This is a genomic window from Chenggangzhangella methanolivorans (assembly GCF_019797865.1).
Taxonomy (GTDB): Bacteria; Pseudomonadota; Alphaproteobacteria; order Rhizobiales; family Methylopilaceae; genus Methylopila; species Methylopila methanolivorans.
Window position 1 is genome coordinate 2767947 of sequence record NZ_CP081869.1, and the last position, 14032, is coordinate 2781978.

The 14032-nt window shown below is 67.7% G+C and carries 19 protein-coding genes; 6 read left to right on the top strand and 13 right to left on the bottom strand.

The window, feature by feature from the left end; all coding sequences use genetic code 11:
• The first annotated feature begins 100 nt into the window (after positions 1 to 100).
• Together dapE and K6K41_RS14515 are read left to right on the top strand one after the other, a co-directional pair.
• Positions 101 to 1246: a succinyl-diaminopimelate desuccinylase gene (gene dapE / locus K6K41_RS14510; RefSeq protein ID WP_261405739.1), complete on the top strand. Its 1146-nt coding sequence runs from the start codon at positions 101 to 103 to the stop codon at positions 1244 to 1246.
• Complete coding sequence (locus K6K41_RS14515; RefSeq protein WP_261405610.1) at positions 1243 to 1623, top strand: MAPEG family protein; 381 nt, start codon at positions 1243 to 1245, stop codon at positions 1621 to 1623. The genes dapE and K6K41_RS14515 overlap by 4 nt, the downstream gene beginning before the upstream one ends.
• Before the next feature lie 123 nt (positions 1624 to 1746).
• Here K6K41_RS14515 and K6K41_RS14520 read toward each other — a convergent pair whose 3' ends face one another.
• The 8 genes from K6K41_RS14520 to sdhC all read right to left on the bottom strand — a co-directional run bounded on the left by K6K41_RS14520 (position 1747) and on the right by sdhC (position 6276).
• On the bottom strand, positions 1747 to 1917 hold the full coding sequence (locus tag K6K41_RS14520; protein WP_261405611.1) for a hypothetical protein: 171 nt from the start codon (positions 1915 to 1917) through the stop codon (positions 1747 to 1749).
• A gap of 98 nt (positions 1918 to 2015) precedes the next feature.
• Positions 2016 to 2252, bottom strand: a complete 237-nt coding sequence (locus K6K41_RS14525) for a hypothetical protein (RefSeq protein ID WP_261405612.1) — start codon at positions 2250 to 2252, stop codon at positions 2016 to 2018.
• Positions 2249 to 2593, bottom strand: coding sequence for a hypothetical protein (locus K6K41_RS14530; RefSeq protein ID WP_261405613.1), 345 nt, complete (start codon positions 2591 to 2593; stop codon positions 2249 to 2251). The genes K6K41_RS14525 and K6K41_RS14530 overlap by 4 nt, the downstream gene beginning before the upstream one ends.
• A 10-nt stretch (positions 2594 to 2603) precedes the next feature.
• Complete coding sequence (locus tag K6K41_RS14535; protein WP_261405614.1) at positions 2604 to 3389, bottom strand: succinate dehydrogenase iron-sulfur subunit; 786 nt, start codon at positions 3387 to 3389, stop codon at positions 2604 to 2606.
• A 7-nt stretch (positions 3390 to 3396) separates the two neighbouring features.
• The gene (locus K6K41_RS14540) at positions 3397 to 3642 is read right to left on the bottom strand and encodes a hypothetical protein (protein ID WP_261401125.1); all 246 of its coding nucleotides are present in this window, start codon (positions 3640 to 3642) and stop codon (positions 3397 to 3399) included.
• Positions 3639 to 5477 (bottom strand): succinate dehydrogenase flavoprotein subunit, encoded by a 1839-nt coding sequence (gene sdhA, locus K6K41_RS14545; RefSeq protein WP_261401126.1) that lies wholly within the window; start codon positions 5475 to 5477, stop codon positions 3639 to 3641. The genes K6K41_RS14540 and sdhA overlap by 4 nt, the downstream gene beginning before the upstream one ends.
• 6 nt (positions 5478 to 5483) lie before the next feature.
• Positions 5484 to 5858, bottom strand: coding sequence for a succinate dehydrogenase, hydrophobic membrane anchor protein (sdhD, locus tag K6K41_RS14550; protein ID WP_261401127.1), 375 nt, complete (start codon positions 5856 to 5858; stop codon positions 5484 to 5486).
• 10 nt (positions 5859 to 5868) lie between these two features.
• Positions 5869 to 6276 carry a succinate dehydrogenase, cytochrome b556 subunit gene (gene sdhC, locus K6K41_RS14555; protein WP_261401128.1) on the bottom strand — a complete coding sequence of 136 codons (408 nt, stop codon included), beginning with the start codon at positions 6274 to 6276 and terminating at the stop codon, positions 5869 to 5871.
• Between the two features lie 305 nt (positions 6277 to 6581).
• On the opposite strand from sdhC, the gene K6K41_RS14560 reads away from it, so the two are divergent.
• Positions 6582 to 7322 carry a TetR/AcrR family transcriptional regulator gene (locus K6K41_RS14560; protein ID WP_261401129.1) on the top strand — a complete coding sequence of 247 codons (741 nt, stop codon included), beginning with the start codon at positions 6582 to 6584 and terminating at the stop codon, positions 7320 to 7322.
• Between the two features lie 535 nt (positions 7323 to 7857).
• On the opposite strand, the gene K6K41_RS14565 is transcribed toward K6K41_RS14560, so the two are convergent.
• Together K6K41_RS14565 and K6K41_RS14570 are read right to left on the bottom strand one after the other, a co-directional pair.
• A complete protein-coding gene (locus K6K41_RS14565) occupies positions 7858 to 8442 on the bottom strand; it encodes a hypothetical protein (protein WP_261401130.1) in 585 nt (194 codons plus the stop codon).
• Positions 8443 to 8695: 253 nt separating this feature from the next.
• Entirely contained in the window at positions 8696 to 9739 is a 1044-nt protein-coding gene (locus K6K41_RS14570; RefSeq protein WP_261401131.1) for a MaoC family dehydratase, read from the bottom strand.
• Between the two features lie 301 nt (positions 9740 to 10040).
• Here K6K41_RS14570 and K6K41_RS14575 point away from each other — a divergent pair, with 301 nt between their 5' ends.
• Entirely contained in the window at positions 10041 to 10712 is a 672-nt protein-coding gene (locus K6K41_RS14575; RefSeq protein WP_261401132.1) for a hypothetical protein, read from the top strand.
• Here K6K41_RS14575 and K6K41_RS14580 read toward each other — a convergent pair.
• Positions 10693 to 10899: a DUF1737 domain-containing protein gene (locus tag K6K41_RS14580; protein WP_261401133.1), complete on the bottom strand. Its 207-nt coding sequence runs from the start codon at positions 10897 to 10899 to the stop codon at positions 10693 to 10695. The two genes, K6K41_RS14575 and K6K41_RS14580, sit on opposite strands and share 20 nt — an antisense overlap.
• Positions 10900 to 10983: 84 nt before the next feature.
• Between K6K41_RS14580 and K6K41_RS14585 the strand changes: the two genes are divergently transcribed.
• Positions 10984 to 11532, top strand: coding sequence for a hypothetical protein (locus K6K41_RS14585; RefSeq protein WP_261401134.1), 549 nt, complete (start codon positions 10984 to 10986; stop codon positions 11530 to 11532).
• 278 nt (positions 11533 to 11810) lie between these two features.
• Here K6K41_RS14585 and K6K41_RS14590 read toward each other — a convergent pair whose 3' ends face one another.
• Positions 11811 to 12404 carry an SH3 domain-containing protein gene (locus K6K41_RS14590; RefSeq protein WP_261401135.1) on the bottom strand — a complete coding sequence of 198 codons (594 nt, stop codon included), beginning with the start codon at positions 12402 to 12404 and terminating at the stop codon, positions 11811 to 11813.
• A 5-nt stretch (positions 12405 to 12409) separates the two neighbouring features.
• Complete coding sequence (locus K6K41_RS14595; protein ID WP_261401136.1) at positions 12410 to 13441, bottom strand: aspartate-semialdehyde dehydrogenase; 1032 nt, start codon at positions 13439 to 13441, stop codon at positions 12410 to 12412.
• A 198-nt stretch (positions 13442 to 13639) separates the two neighbouring features.
• Here K6K41_RS14595 and K6K41_RS14600 point away from each other — a divergent pair, with 198 nt between their 5' ends.
• Positions 13640 to 13924 carry a hypothetical protein gene (locus tag K6K41_RS14600; RefSeq protein WP_261401137.1) on the top strand — a complete coding sequence of 95 codons (285 nt, stop codon included), beginning with the start codon at positions 13640 to 13642 and terminating at the stop codon, positions 13922 to 13924.
• Positions 13925 to 14032 lie beyond the last annotated feature (108 nt).

Sequence of the window (14032 nt, forward strand, 5' to 3'; positions counted from 1 at the left end):
GCGCCGTCGACGGTTCTGGATCCCGGCTCTTCGGCCGGATGACGGGCGGTTGTTCCGGAGTTTTTCACCCGAGGCGCGACAGGCCGAAGCAGCCATGACCATCGACCCCAGGGATCCCGTCGCGGTCGCGCAAGGCCTGATCGCCTGCGAAAGCGTCACCCCGGCCGAAGGCGGCGCGCTGGCGCTGCTCGAAGGGCTGCTGACGCCGCTCGGCTTCGAGGTCCGCCGCCCGGTCTTCACCGACCAGAACACCCCCGACGTCGAGAACCTGTTCGCCCGCCGCGGCGAAGGCGCGAGCTTCGTGTTCGCGGGACACACCGACGTCGTGCCGGTGGGCGAGGCGGCGGCCTGGACCCAAGGACCGTTTTCGGGCGCGGTTCGCAACGGCGAGCTCTTCGGCCGCGGCGCGGTCGACATGAAGGGCGCGATCGCCTGCATGGTGGCGGCCGTCGCCCGTCGGCCGGAGGCAGGTCCCGTCGCCTTCCTCATCACCGGCGACGAGGAGGGGCCGGCGGTCAACGGCACCGCGAAGCTGCTCGACTGGGCGCAGGCGCGGGGCGAGACGTTCTCCGCCTGCCTGCTCGGCGAGCCCTCGAACCCGCAGGCGCTCGGCGACGAGATCAAGGTCGGCCGCCGCGGCAGCCATTCGGGGACGCTCACGATCCGCGGCGTCCAGGGCCACGTCGCCTATCCGCACCGCGCCGACAATCCGATCCGCAAGCTGCAGCGCGCGCTCGCCGCGCTGATGGACGAGCCGCTCGACCAGGGCTCCGAGCATTTCCAGCCGTCGAACCTCGAGGTGGTCGGCGTCGAGAGCGGCGCCGGGGCGTTCAACGTCATCCCGGGCGTCGCGACCGCGCGCTTCAACGTCCGCTACAATGACGGACACACGTGGCGAAGCCTCGAAGACACGATCCGTAGCCGGCTGAACGATGCGATCGGCGGCGACGCCTACGACCTCGTCTTCGAGACCAACACCGGCGACGCGTTCCTCACCCCGCCGGGCGACTTCGTCGAGGCGATCGCCGACGCGGTGGAGGCCGAGACCGGCCGCCGCCCGGCGCTCACCACTTCGGGCGGCACCTCCGACGCGCGCTTCATCCGGGCCTATTGCCCGGTGCTGGAGTTCGGCCTCGTCGGCCAGACCATGCACAAGGTCGACGAGCGCGTTGCGGTCGCCGATCTCGAGACGCTGACGCGGATCTACGAGCGGGCGCTGGTCGCCGCCGCCGGGGAAAGGCCATGACGATCGCGCTGTGGTGCGTGCTGGCGGCGGGCCTCATGCCGATCCTCTGCGCCGGGATCGCCAAGGCCGGCGCGAGCGACTTCGACAACGCCGGCCCGCGCGAATGGCTCGCCCGGCAGGAGGGCTGGCGAAAGCGCGCTAACGCCGCCCAGAACAACGCCTGGGAGGCGTTTCCGCTGTTCGCCGTCGCGGTTCTGGTCGCGACCGTCAAGGGCGGGCCTGCGAGCCTCGTGGACTCGCTCGCGCTCGCCTGGATCCTGTTCCGGGTCGGCTATGTCGCGTGCTACCTCGCCGACCGCGCGACGCCGCGCTCGGCCTGCTTCGCTTTCGCGCTGTTCACGACGATCGCCATCTTCGTCTCGCCGCTCTGGGCCTGACGTCGCCCGGACGCTCTGACCGAGCCGAGACCGGCTGATCGGTTCAGTTTCCGGATCCCGGGACAGACCCGGGACGACAGTGGGAGCGTCCAGGGCTTCAGGCGGGAGCGAAGAACAGGCGGCTCACTCCGGAGGGATCGCCATCCCGAGTTCCGACGCCTTGGCGTGGACGTCCTCCTGGCTGCGGCGCAGCCGCAACGAGATCATGCTCGCCGGGACCTTCTCGCGGATGAGCTCCTGAAGCTGCTGGACGTTTTCCGCTGTCCAGCCGCGGTCTTCACCGACTTCGGCCATTCGAGCCTCCCTTGATGATGAGGAAGGACGTATGGGCGCGCTCCAGGGTCGTCGAGCGATAGGCACGCCTAAAAAGGCGGCAACCGTGAAGGCGAGGGCTACTCGCCGACGGCGGGCGGCGGTCCGGCCAGGATCTCGCGCGCCAAAACCTCGTCGCGGACAGCGACCTTGAGTTCGATCGACTGACCCCAGAACGGCGGGCGCCCAATGAGCCGCGCCTGTTCAAGGAACGGCGAGTGGAAGCGGACGCCATATGCCTCGAGCGCCGATATCGCGACCATCGCGGCCGCGGTCGTCTCGAAGGTCGCGACCGTGACGAAGGCGTCGTCGGTCATTTCAGACGCCTCAGCCAGAGCGGCCAGAGATGGAGGATCAGGTAGGCCGGGACCGACAGCGCGGTCCAGAACACCGGCCGCGCCCAAAAGGTCGAGGTCTCGCGCAGCGGCACAGGATCGCCCTCGCCGAGCAGCGCTCGGGCGTCGGCTTCGCAATCGGCCGGAACCCGAATGTCGATCCCCCCGATCGCCACCATCAGGGTCCAGTCGATATGGGCGAGGGATTGGCCGGTCGCATAGGTCGGCAGGCCGCGCGCCTCGAGCGCCGAGCGGGCGACGACCGCGGCCGGCAGGCTGTAGCAGACCGCGACGGTGACGAATGCGTCGCGGTCGGCGGTCATCCGGAGGACCTCAGAACTGGCGGGTGACCATCATGTGCTTGATCTCCGCGATGGCCTTGGCGGGATTGAGCCCCTTGGGGCAGGCCTTCGCGCAGTTCATGATCGTGTGGCAGCGGTAAAGCTTGAACGGATCCTCGAGGTCGTCAAGGCGCTTGCCGGTGTCCTCGTCGCGGCTGTCGATCAGCCAGCGATAGGCCTGCAGCAGGGCGGCGGGGCCGAGATAGCGGTCGCCGTTCCACCAGTAGCTCGGGCACGAGGTCGAGCAGCAGGCGCACAGGATGCACTCGTAGAGCCCGTCGAGCTTCTCGCGGTCGTCGCGCGACTGGCGCCACTCCGTGCCGGGGGCGCGGGTCTCGGTCTTGAGCCAGGGCTCGACGGAGGCGTGCTGAGCGTAGAATTGCGTCAGGTCGGGGACCAGGTCCTTGATCACCGGCATGTGGGGCAGCGGATAGATCTTCACCGCGCCGCCGGAATTGCACTCGTCCATGCCCTTGGTGCAGGCGAGCGTGTTGGTCCCGTCGATGTTCATCGCGCAGGAGCCGCAGATGCCCTCGCGGCAGGACCGGCGGAAGGTGAGCGAGGCGTCGACCTTCGACTTGATCCAGATCAGCCCGTCCAGAACCATCGGGCCGCAATCGCCGCGGTCGACGTAGAAGGTGTCGACGCGCGGATTGATCCCGTCCTCCGGGTTCCAGCGATAGACCTTGAACTCGGTCGTCTCCTTGGCGCCGGACGGCTTCGGCCAGACCTTGCCTTCGACGAGGCGGGAGTTCTTCGGGAGGGTGAGCTGGACCATTGTTCCCTCAGCGCCCCTGCGTCCGCAGAGGCCGTTGGCTGGTGCATTTCTCGGTCGCGCCCGAGCGCGTCCTGAGGATGTAGACGTACAGTTTGTCGTCCGGACCGAAGTCCATGACGTAGGTGTCGATCACGCGTGCGCCGGCCTTGATGAGGGCGGCGCAGGATTGTTCGGCGCGGACCGCACTCGAGACGGTTACGCCCATCAGTAAAATTGCGGCGGCGACCGCGATAAGGGCCGCCGAACCGGTCAATACACGCGAGCCTTCGGCTCGATGTACTGGATGTCGTTGGTCATCGTGTAGGTGTGGACCGGGCGGTAATCGATTGAGACCGTCTTGGCGCTCATGTCGGCCCAGGCCAGCGTGTGCTTCATCCATTCCTTGTCGTCGCGCTCGGAATAGTCCTCGCGGGCGTGGGCGCCGCGGCTTTCCTTGCGGTTGACGGCGCTCTCCATCGTGACGACCGCCTGGCCGATCAGATTGTCGAATTCGAGCGTCTCGATGAGGTCGGAGTTCCAGACGAGCGAGCGATCGGTGACGCCCACGTCCTCGGCCCCCGACCACACCTCGTGGATCATGCCCTTGCCCTCCTCCAGAACCTCGCCGGTGCGGAACACGGCGCAGTTCGACTGCATGACCTTCTGCATCCTGAGGCGAAGCTCGGCCGTCGGCGTGCCGCCGGAGGCGTGGCGCAGGCGGTCCAGCCGCTCGATCGCAAGATCCGAGGCGCCGGCCGGAAGCTCGGGGTGGCTGGCGTTGCGCTCGAGGGTTGCTGCGCAGCGGTCGGCGGTGGCGCGGCCGAACACCACGAGGTCGATCAGCGAGTTGGAGCCGAGGCGGTTCGCGCCATGGACCGACACGCAGGCCGCCTCGCCGATCGCCATCAGGCCGCGGACGACCGAATCCGGGTCGCCGTTCACCTTGGTCAGCACCTCGCCGTGAAAGTTCGTCGGGATGCCGCCCATGTTGTAGTGCACGGTCGGGATGACGGGGATCGGCTCCTTGGTCAGGTCGACGCCCGCGAAGATCTTGGCGCTCTCGGAGATGCCCGGCAGGCGCTCGTGCAGCACCTTCGGGTCGAGATGATCCAGATGGAGGTGGATGTGGTCGCCGTTCTTGCCGACGCCGCGCCCCTCGCGGATCTCCACCGTCATGGAGCGCGAGACGACGTCGCGTGAGGCGAGATCCTTCGCCGAGGGCGCGTAGCGCTCCATGAAGCGCTCGCCTTCGGAATTCGTCAGGTATCCGCCCTCGCCGCGTGCGCCCTCGGTGATGAGGCAACCCGCGCCGTAGATGCCGGTCGGGTGGAACTGCACGAACTCCATGTCCTGCAGCGGCAGGCCGGCGCGCAGCACCATGGCGTTGCCGTCGCCCGTGCAGGTGTGCGCGGACGTGGCGGAGAAGTACGCGCGGCCGTAGCCGCCGGTCGCGAGAATCGTGCGCTTGGACTGGAAGCGGTGGAGCGTGCCGTCGTCCATCTTGAGCGCGACGACGCCGACGCACTCGCCTTCCTCGTTCATCATGAGGTCGATGGCGAAGTATTCGATGAAGAACTGCGCCTTGGCCTTCAGCGACGCGCCGTAGAGCGTGTGGAGGATCGCGTGGCCGGTGCGGTCGGCGGCCGCGCAGGTGCGCTGCGCGGTGCCCTTGCCGTAATGGGTCGTCATGCCGCCGAACGGGCGCTGGTAGATTTTTCCTTCCTCCGTCCGGGAGAAAGGAACGCCCCAGTGCTCGAGCTCATAGACGGCGGCCGGGGCGTTGCGCACGAGGTACTCGATCGAGTCCTGGTCCCCGAGCCAGTCGGAGCCCTTGACCGTGTCGTACATGTGGAAGCGCCAGTCGTCCTCGCCCATGTTGCCGAGCGCGGCCGAGATGCCGCCCTGCGCCGCCACCGTGTGGGAGCGCGTGGGGAACACTTTCGTGATGCAGGCGGTCTTGAGGCCGGCTTCCGAGCAGCCGACGACCGCGCGCAGCCCCGCGCCGCCCGCGCCCACCACCACGACGTCGAACTTGTGGTCGGTGAACGGATAGGCGCGGCCGTTGACCGCCGGGCCGGTTCCGTTCGCGCCGTTCGCCTTGGCAGCCATGGCGGTTCAGACTCCGAAGCTGATCTTGAGAAGCGCGAAGGCCGCCGCGAGGCCGATCACGATCGCGAAGAACGTGTTGGCCATCAGCGCCAGCAGCTTGCACAGGTCGTGATGGACGTAGTCCTCGATGATCACCTGCATGCCGATCTTCATGTGCACGACGCCCGACAGGACGAAGAGCAGCATCAGAATGGCGATCCAGGGGTTGCCGAGCGTGGCGGTCGCGCCGGCGTGGCTCGAGCCCGCAAGCGAGATCACGACGCCGACGAAGACGAGCGTGAGGGGAAGGTTGGCGACGGCGGTGAGCCGCTGGACCCAGAAATGCTCCGTTCCCGACTTGGCGGCGCCGAGGCCGCGAACCTGTCCGAGCGGGGTGCGCATGGGGACTCCCTTAGCCGGCCGCGCCCTTGAGCGCGTATCCGACGATCCAGATCACGATCGTGAGGACGATGGAGCCGCCGAGCGACAGCCGGTAGAGCAGCTCGCGCTCCGGGCCGAAGCCGCGGCCGACGTCCCAGATCAGGTGCCTGATCCCGCCGATCGCGTGATGGACGAGCGCCCAAGTGTAGCCGAACAGCACGAGCTGCCCGAGGAACGAGCCGTAGATCGACTGGACGGCCGCGAAGGCGGAAGGACCGGCGGCGGCCGAGACCAGCCAGATGACGATGAGCGCCGTACCGAAATAGAGCGCCGCGCCTGTGATGCGGTGCACGATCGACATAATCATCGACAGCATGGGTCGATAAATCTGCAGATGCGGCGACAGTGGCCGGTTGGCCGCGGCCTTACCTGAGTCCATGGGCGTGTCTGGACCTCTTCAAATTATGGCCGTGGACTATCGGATGCTGCGACGCAGCGCAACGGCGGGCGCCCTCCGGCGCTTCCCGCTTTGGTATGGGCCGCCATGCGCTGCATTCAATGCAGGCGGCGTTTTCCGATCACGTGATCCGCACGATCTATCACTTTCACGGGCGTCGCCTACCGGAGGTGCGACAACTTGTCTATACGGATTCACCCGGATTTTTTTGGCTTTGCTCTCGGAGTCAGTGTGTCAGCCAGGAAATCCGCGGCCCTGCGCCCGGCATTGAGAAAGGCTGGCAGATCATGACAGTCGCGCCCGTCATCAAGATCGGGGAAACGGCGCTTCGCCGTCGCGCGCCCCGCCTCGCCGGCGACGCCCGCCGCGCCCAAATCGTGGAGGCGGCGAGCCGCTTCTTCGCCGATCACGGCTTCAGCGGCCCGACCCGCGACCTCGCGGCCTCGATCGGCGTCACCCAGGCGCTGCTCTACCGCTACTTCGACAGCAAGACGGATCTCATCGACGCCGTCTTCGCCGAGGTGTTCAAGAAGCACTGGGGCGACGCCGCGCTCGAGCGCTTCGAGGCCGACCTCGGCCGCCCGATGGTCGAGCGTCTCTCCGACGTCTACGGCGCGATCCTCGCCGGCGTCAGCGCCACCGCCACGCGCCTGTTCTTCCGCGCCGGCCTCGACGCCTATGCGGGACCGATCTCCCGCAGCGCGGCGCTCAGCTGGCCGCTCTGGACCGCGATCGTCGAGGCCTGGCGCCGCGAGGAGGCGCTGCCGTCTCTCGCCCAGACGCCGCTGCTCGAGGGCGAGCGCGCGCTCGTGATGGCGCTGCACGACGCCATGATCATGATCCGCGTGCGCGAGCACGTCCTGCACTCCGAGCGCCGTCTCGACGACGCCGACGAGATCCGCCAGGTCGCCGAGACCTATGACGCCGGCGCGCGCGCGGTTCTGACCCGCCTGCATGGCGCCGACCTCGGCCTGCGCTCGATGCCGACGCCCGCCAACGCCTCCGACGGCGAGCAGGTCGCGGCCTGAGGGCGTCTCGGGCGGTTTGAATGCAGCGAAGGCGGCTCTCGGGCCGCCTTCGTCGTTTCTGCGTCCGGCGTCTCCAGTGATGCGCGCGATACGCCGCGCGTCATCCCGGCCGAAGCGAAGCGGAGAGCCGGGATCCAGAACCGATCCGGCGAGGCCGGATTTCGCGGCGGGCTCGGTTCTGGGTCCGGGGTCAAGCCCGGGACGACGGCTTTCGGCTGTGCGGACTCGGCCTGCGCTAGACGCCCACGCCCGCCAACGCCTCCGACGGCGAGCAGGTCGCGGCCTGAGGGCGTCTCGGGCGGTTTGAATGCAGCGAAGGCGGCTCTCGGGCCGCCTTCGTCGTTTCTACGTCCGGCGTCTCCAGTGAAGCGCGCGATACGCCGCGCGTCATCCCGGCCGAAGCGAAGCGGAGAGCCGGGATCCAGAGCCGATCCGGCGGGCTCGGATGTCGCCGCGGGCTCGGATCCGGGTCCCGGGTCCCGGGTCCAGCCCGGGACGACGGCCGTCGTTTCCTAAGGAGATCGGACTCTCCGGATCACGCGATTTTCGATCGCGACATGTCGCCGATCATCGTCGGCACGAAACGCTCGATAAACCCGGCCATGAAGCACCAGAAGATCAGCTTGTTGAATGACGTCGGGCCGACGATCGTCCAGTTGTGAAACGCGCCGGAGAACGTGTCGCACTGATCTTTTGCGCTGCAATCAAACTTCGGGAAAAACTCGCCGCTGATCAAACCCGACGAGATGACGATATAGAATAAAAGCGCATAGAACGCGCCCAGAGCCCCCGGAATGTTGAGAAATAAGAACGCGTAGATTTTGTCGGACCGTTGTGACGGCGTTATCGTGTATTCAACGGGATCGATCCGGACGGACACGTATCCAGTATAAATTCTCCTTAGCGTCCAAATCGAAGCGCCGATCATTCCGGAAATCAAAGCCACAAATTCTAACGCAAGAATCGGCGTTTCATTTCGCGACCAACAAAAATAAATAACAAATAATAGTATATTTAGAGATACAAAGAAGGCGAACCAACCAAAACACACATCCTGATGCTCTCGAACGAATTTCTTAAAAAATTCGCCTTCGACGGTTTGAGCGTTTTCTTCGGACATCGGATCCATCCGTGCACGGATGTTGATCCTAGAAGACAACGGCCGCGCGACTCAAGTGGATTGGATCACGCGTCAAGCGAGCGAACGACGTGACGTTGCGACCGGAAACGCCGCGCGTCATCCCGGCCAAAGCGGAGCGGAGAGCCGGGATCCAGAACCGATCCGGCGAGGCCGGATTTCGCCGCGGGCTCGGTTCTGGGTCCCGGGTCAAGCCCGGGACGACGGCCGTCGTTTCCTGCGCGCGCCTACAGCCTCACCGCGGCAGCAGCAGCCACAGGTCGAGGTCGAGCACCACGTTCGGGTGATCCTTGCCGTCCTCGCCCGTCCGCGGGAAGCCGGCGGTCGAAAAATCCTTCACGCCGGTCATGCGCACCCGCAGCGCGCCGACGTCGTCGCGGCCAGGGATCGGCTGCTTGTCGAGGATTTCGGACCAGGCATAGAGCGTGTCGCCCGCATGGATCGGCGCGACGTGGCGGCCGCCATTGATCCCGGCGACGTGGAAGGCGTTCTCCAGCCCGTTGAACGACAGCCCGCGCGCGAGGCTGATGACGTGGCCGCCATAGACGAGGCGCCGGCCGATCTTGGAGGATTTCTGCGCGAAGCCGTCGAAATGCACCTTGGCGGTGTTCTGCCAGAGCCGCGTCGCGAGCTGGTGCTCGGCCTCCTCGACCGTCATGCCGTCGACATGGTCGATCTTTTCGCCGACCTCGTAGTCGTCGAAGCGGCGGGTCGAGCCGGCCTCGGCGTCGTCCCAGGCTGACGTCTCGATGCGCGGGCAGGCCGCGCCGAGCTCGGACGGGTCGACGACGCTCGGAAGCTCGGGAACCACGGTCTCCTGCACCGGCCGGCCGCCCTGCATGCGCACCAGCACCCAGCGGACATAGTCGAGCACCGACGCGCCGTCGGAGCGCACGCCCCGGGTGCGCACCCACACCACGCCCGCGTCGCCCTTTGAGGTCGGCCGCACGCCGATAACCTCGGAGGTCGAGACCAGCGTGTCGCCCGGATAGACGGGCAGCAGGAACTTGCCCGCGGCATAGCCCAGATTGGCGAAGGCGTTGAGAGAAACGTCCGGCACCGTCTTGCCGAACACGACGTGGAACGTGATGAGGTCGGAGACCGGCGAGCGCGGATAGCCGATGCGGCGCGCGAACGCGTCGGAGGACTGCACCACGAAGCGGTCGCCGTAGAGCCCCTGATACATCGCCACGTCGCCGACCGTCACGGTGCGCGGGGTCGCGTGGCGGATCACGTCGCCGACGATGAAGTCCTCGAAGAATCGACCTGACCCGGCCATGCGCGCGCTCCGCTCGAAGTATTGTGCGGCGCACTGTGTGGCACGTCGCCCGGCGTGCGGCGACCTCGACATTCGTCCCGGGCGAGCGTTTCCGGGAGATGAAGACGAACGCGCAATTCACCTCGATCGGCTTCACGCGGCTTTCAAACCGGCCGTGCCACAGTCTCACGATCGCGAGAGGGGCGGCGACATGCGCCCCAGGCATTTCGGGGAATGAAGCCAATGGCGGCGGACGTTGCGGATCGGCAGGACGAGACGGCTCCGGTTCAGGTCGCGGCCGGCGCCCGCCGCGCGCTCGCCCATGAACGGGCGGGCCGCTATCGCGAGGCCTGGGGCCAGTGGGAGCGCCTGCGCGGCCAGAACCCCGGACGGGCCGACGAACGCCCCGCTGGCGCCCCGCTCGCTACTGCGCTACGCGCTCGCCTGGACCGCGGACGGCGGCGAAGGCTCGCTCGCGGAAGCCGAGGCCGCGCTCGTGCGCGGCATGTCGATCCTCACCATCGATCTCGCGGGCGGCGTCGACGACGTCGCGCGGCTCATGATGATCGCCCGCGCCTGCGAGCAACGCTGCATCCTGCGCGCCTTCGGGGAGGGCTGGACGTCGGCCGCCCGCGACGCGCTCGACGCCGGCGAGACCCAGGCCGTCGTCGGCGACCTGCGCCAGGTGGCGGCCGCCGGCGCCGCCGCGACCGCGGCGCTCGACCTCGTGGCGCTCTCCGCGCCCTCGCTCGCGCCGCTTGCGGCTGAACTCGCGCAGAGCTGCCTGCGCCTTTCCACGACGCTTCAGGCGGCGGGCGACGAGGAGGCCGCGATCGGCCTCGAGATGCGGGCCGAAGCCGTGCTGCGGGGCCCCGCCCAGCCGCAGCGCCCCGCGCCGCGCCCGATCCTGGTCGCGATCGACGGCGGGGCCGAAGAGGCCCGCACGCCGCCGCGCCGGCCCGAACTTCGGCTCGTCACCACTCAGACAGCGTGACGTCTTCGGACCAGTCGACGCCCGGCACGTCCTTGGTGATCGCCTGGCCGCAGATCACGGTCTTCTTTTCCGGATCGTAGGTGAGCGTCGGGTTTCCGGCGAGCGTCCAGCCCTTGTTGAGCGCGGCCGACACGCGCCGGCAGAAGGCCTGGTCGTCGGGGCCGGTGAGGTAGCGATAGAGCTTCATGGCGGGGCCGCTCGCTTGAATGACGGTCGGAGGCGCGCCGGCCTCCCGTCGTTGAATCGTCGCCCGTCCGGGCTAAAGTCAAGCATGACCCGGACCGCAGACTGCTTTCGCCGCCCGCCCGCAAAGACGTCGACCCGCGCGCTTCTCGTCCTTCTGGTCTCGCTCGCGAGCTCCGCGGCGCAGGCCGAAGGCTTCGCGGCGAAGGATCTCACGACAGTCGCGGACGCCGCCAAGGCCGCGCTCGGCGGCGACTACGCCCACCGCGCCGAGGCCGCGCGGCTGACGCTCACCTGCCCGACCTGCAAAGGCGAGCCGATGATCGACGTTCTGGTCAGCCGCCAGGACGACGGCACCGAGGCGCGGGTGCGCTCGGGCCAGACCACCGTCGCCCAGCTCGAAAAGCTCTGCCGGGCCAAGGTCGACGCCTGCCGCATCACGGAGCTGAAGGTCGCGCCTGCGGTCGGCTGGCTCAGCGCCTATCCGATGGGCGCCGCGATGGCGGGTTCGACCGCCGTGATCCTGCGCGACGGCGATCTCCTGACGATCCGCTCGCTCGCTTCCGACCCGGCGGTGGCGAAACGGAACGCCGAGACGCTGGCGGCCTCGATCGCGCCGAAGATCGTCGGGCGCTGACCCAACCGTCGCCGCGGTCCGGCTTGAGCGGCCAGCGGCGGCGTGCGAGCAGCTTAGCGCTTGCTGATGGGGCTTCCGGAAGCGCCAACGTTCTTGTCCCGGACTTGATCCGGGACCCAGAACCGACGCCATCGCGAGGGTGAACGCCGAACTCCCGTCGCCTTTCCCGGAACCCGCGTCGGTTCTGGGTCCCGGATCAAGTCCGGGACAAGGGGCGGGGCGGCCGATCTCGATGCGCGCCGGGGGATGACGGCGGCGGTTCGGGCGTCCCCCTCGGCTCAGCGGCACACCGTCGTCTGGTTGGAGCACAGGCGGTTCGCCCAGCCGCGGACGGTCTTGCCGCCGAATTCGCCCTCGACCTCGGCCCATTCGCCCGTGCAGCCATAGATCCGCCCGACCTCGAACCGGCCGACCGAGCCCGCCGGGCTGCTTGAATAAGGGCTGGAAAGCGTCGCGGTCGCCTTCGCCTCGGGCGAGGGGGCGGCGCGCAGGAACACGGAGCCGACGTCGCTGCCGGCGAGCTTGCCCGAGATCCAGCCCTTCTGGTCGAGCACGGTCCCGGCCTTGTCGGCTTCGCCATAGTCGCGGAAGAACGCGCGCTCGATCAGCAGCCAGCCGTCTTTCGAGCCGACCACGCGCAGTTCGAGATTGTAGGATTCGCCGTCCTGGCTCCGCTCGTTCTCGAGCGTCGCGATGAGCGCTGAGGAGGCGGAGGGGCCGGCGCGGACATTGAGGCCGGCCGGATCGTCGTCGATCGAATAGACGTCGATCGCGCAAGGGTTCGCGCCCGAGGCGTCGACCGGCTTCTCGGCGGCGGAGGTTCCGCCGCCGAGAAGGAAGAGAAGCGCCAGCCCGGAAACGAGCCGGCGCATCGGGTTCAGGCCGCCTGCTTGAGAAGGCCGCGATTGGCGAGGCACTCGGCGATCTGCACCGCGTTGAGCGCCGCGCCCTTGCGCAGGTTGTCGGACACGCACCAGAGCACGAGGCCGTTGTCGACCGTCGGATCCTCGCGGATGCGGGACACGAAGGTCGCGAAGTCGCCCACGCATTCGACCGGCGTGACGTAGCCGCCCGGCTCGCGCTTATCGATGACCAGCACGCCCGGCGCCTCGCGCAGGATGTCGCGCGCCTCGTCGGCCGAGAGCGGGTTCTCGAACTCGATGTTGACCGCTTCCGAATGGCCGACGAACACCGGCACGCGCACGCAGGTGGCGGTCAGCTTGATCTTGGGGTCGAGAATCTTCTTCGTCTCGGCCACCATCTTCCATTCCTCCTTCGTGAAGCCGTCCTCCATGAAGACGTCGATGTGAGGAATGACGTTGAAGGCGATCTGCTTCGGGAACTTGCCGCCTTCGAACTCCGGCGACTGGTTCACATAGATGCCCTTGGTCTGGTTCCAGAGCTCGTCCATGGCGTCCTTGCCGGCGCCGGAGACGGACTGGTAGGTCGAGACCACGACGCGCGTGATCTTGGCCGCGTCATGCAGCGGCTTCAGCGCGACGACGAGCTGCGCGGTCGAGCAGTTCGGGTTGGCGATGATGCCCTTCTTGCGATAGCCCGCGACCGCGTCGGCGTTCACTTCCGGCACGATGAGCGGCACGTCCGGGTCCATGCGCCAGACCGACGAGTTGTCGATCACGATCGCGCCCTGGGCGGCGATCTTGGGCGACCACTCCTTCGACACGGTCCCGCCGGCCGACATCAGGCAGATGTCGGTCTTGGAGAAATCGAACTGCTCGAGCGCCTGGCATTTCAAAGTTCGGTCGCCGAACGACACTTCGGTGCCGAGGCTCCGGCGCGAGGCCAGCGGCACGAGCTCGTCGACCGGGAATTCCCGCTCGTCGAGGATGTTCAGCATTTCGCGGCCCACATTGCCCGTGGCGCCGACGACGGCGATCCGAAAGCCCATCTTGCAGCTCCATCGGCCGGGGCGGCGGTCCGCCACAAAGCCCGGCCTTCGTCTTATGCGCGGCCAGTCGCGACCGCGACGGTTCCATGACGCGAAATCGCGGCGATTTCAACGCCGACGCGGATTTTGCGGCGCAACTCTTGCGGCGCTCGCGCGTTGAATGGTCAAATACGGCGACATGGCGCCCGGAGCACACATATGACCCTTCGCACGACCCGCAAGATCTTCCTCCTCGCCGCCGTCGCGGCGGTCGCGGCCGCGCCGCTCGGAGCCGCGCCCGCCTTCGCCCAGGACAGAGGCGTGGCGATCACCATTCAGAAGGGCCCGAGCTATCTGAACACGCGGCAGACGCCGAAGCCCGGCTCGGCCACCCGCGCGGCCTATGACACCTCGGCGGTCTACCAGCCGTTCCAGTCGCAGCGGAACTCGATCAGCTTCTCGCGCTATCCGCTGCCCTCGAGCTTCACGCTCCCCGGTTACTAAGCCTTAACCATATGCGCGATCAGGCCCCGCCAAGAGCGGGGCCTTTTCGTATGCGGGCGGTTCGATGTTTCACGTGAAACATTGCGCGCATGGGCGCTCCGCCGTAGA

Excerpts from the sequence above, each read along its gene's own strand:
- K6K41_RS14515 (WP_261405610.1), top strand. The coding sequence starts at position 1,243 with ATGACGATCGCGCTGTGGTGCGTGCTGGCGGCGGGCCTCATGCCGATC.
- K6K41_RS14560 (WP_261401129.1), top strand. The coding sequence starts at position 6,582 with ATGACAGTCGCGCCCGTCATCAAGATCGGGGAAACGGCGCTTCGCCGT.
- K6K41_RS14575 (WP_261401132.1), top strand. The coding sequence starts at position 10,041 with ATGAACGGGCGGGCCGCTATCGCGAGGCCTGGGGCCAGTGGGAGCGCC.
- K6K41_RS14600 (WP_261401137.1), top strand. The coding sequence starts at position 13,640 with ATGACCCTTCGCACGACCCGCAAGATCTTCCTCCTCGCCGCCGTCGCG.
- K6K41_RS14585 (WP_261401134.1), top strand. The coding sequence starts at position 10,984 with ATGACCCGGACCGCAGACTGCTTTCGCCGCCCGCCCGCAAAGACGTCG.
- K6K41_RS14590 (WP_261401135.1), bottom strand. The coding sequence starts at position 12,404 with ATGCGCCGGCTCGTTTCCGGGCTGGCGCTTCTCTTCCTTCTCGGCGGC.
- sdhA (WP_261401126.1), bottom strand. The coding sequence starts at position 5,477 with ATGGCTGCCAAGGCGAACGGCGCGAACGGAACCGGCCCGGCGGTCAAC.
- K6K41_RS14595 (WP_261401136.1), bottom strand. The coding sequence starts at position 13,441 with ATGGGCTTTCGGATCGCCGTCGTCGGCGCCACGGGCAATGTGGGCCGC.
- K6K41_RS14580 (WP_261401133.1), bottom strand. The coding sequence starts at position 10,899 with ATGAAGCTCTATCGCTACCTCACCGGCCCCGACGACCAGGCCTTCTGC.
- K6K41_RS14535 (WP_261405614.1), bottom strand. The coding sequence starts at position 3,389 with ATGGTCCAGCTCACCCTCCCGAAGAACTCCCGCCTCGTCGAAGGCAAG.
- K6K41_RS14570 (WP_261401131.1), bottom strand. The coding sequence starts at position 9,739 with ATGGCCGGGTCAGGTCGATTCTTCGAGGACTTCATCGTCGGCGACGTG.
- K6K41_RS14565 (WP_261401130.1), bottom strand. The coding sequence starts at position 8,442 with ATGTCCGAAGAAAACGCTCAAACCGTCGAAGGCGAATTTTTTAAGAAA.
- K6K41_RS14520 (WP_261405611.1), bottom strand. The coding sequence starts at position 1,917 with ATGGCCGAAGTCGGTGAAGACCGCGGCTGGACAGCGGAAAACGTCCAG.
- sdhC (WP_261401128.1), bottom strand. The coding sequence starts at position 6,276 with ATGGACTCAGGTAAGGCCGCGGCCAACCGGCCACTGTCGCCGCATCTG.
- K6K41_RS14525 (WP_261405612.1), bottom strand. The coding sequence starts at position 2,252 with ATGACCGACGACGCCTTCGTCACGGTCGCGACCTTCGAGACGACCGCG.
- K6K41_RS14530 (WP_261405613.1), bottom strand. The coding sequence starts at position 2,593 with ATGACCGCCGACCGCGACGCATTCGTCACCGTCGCGGTCTGCTACAGC.
- sdhD (WP_261401127.1), bottom strand. The coding sequence starts at position 5,858 with ATGCGCACCCCGCTCGGACAGGTTCGCGGCCTCGGCGCCGCCAAGTCG.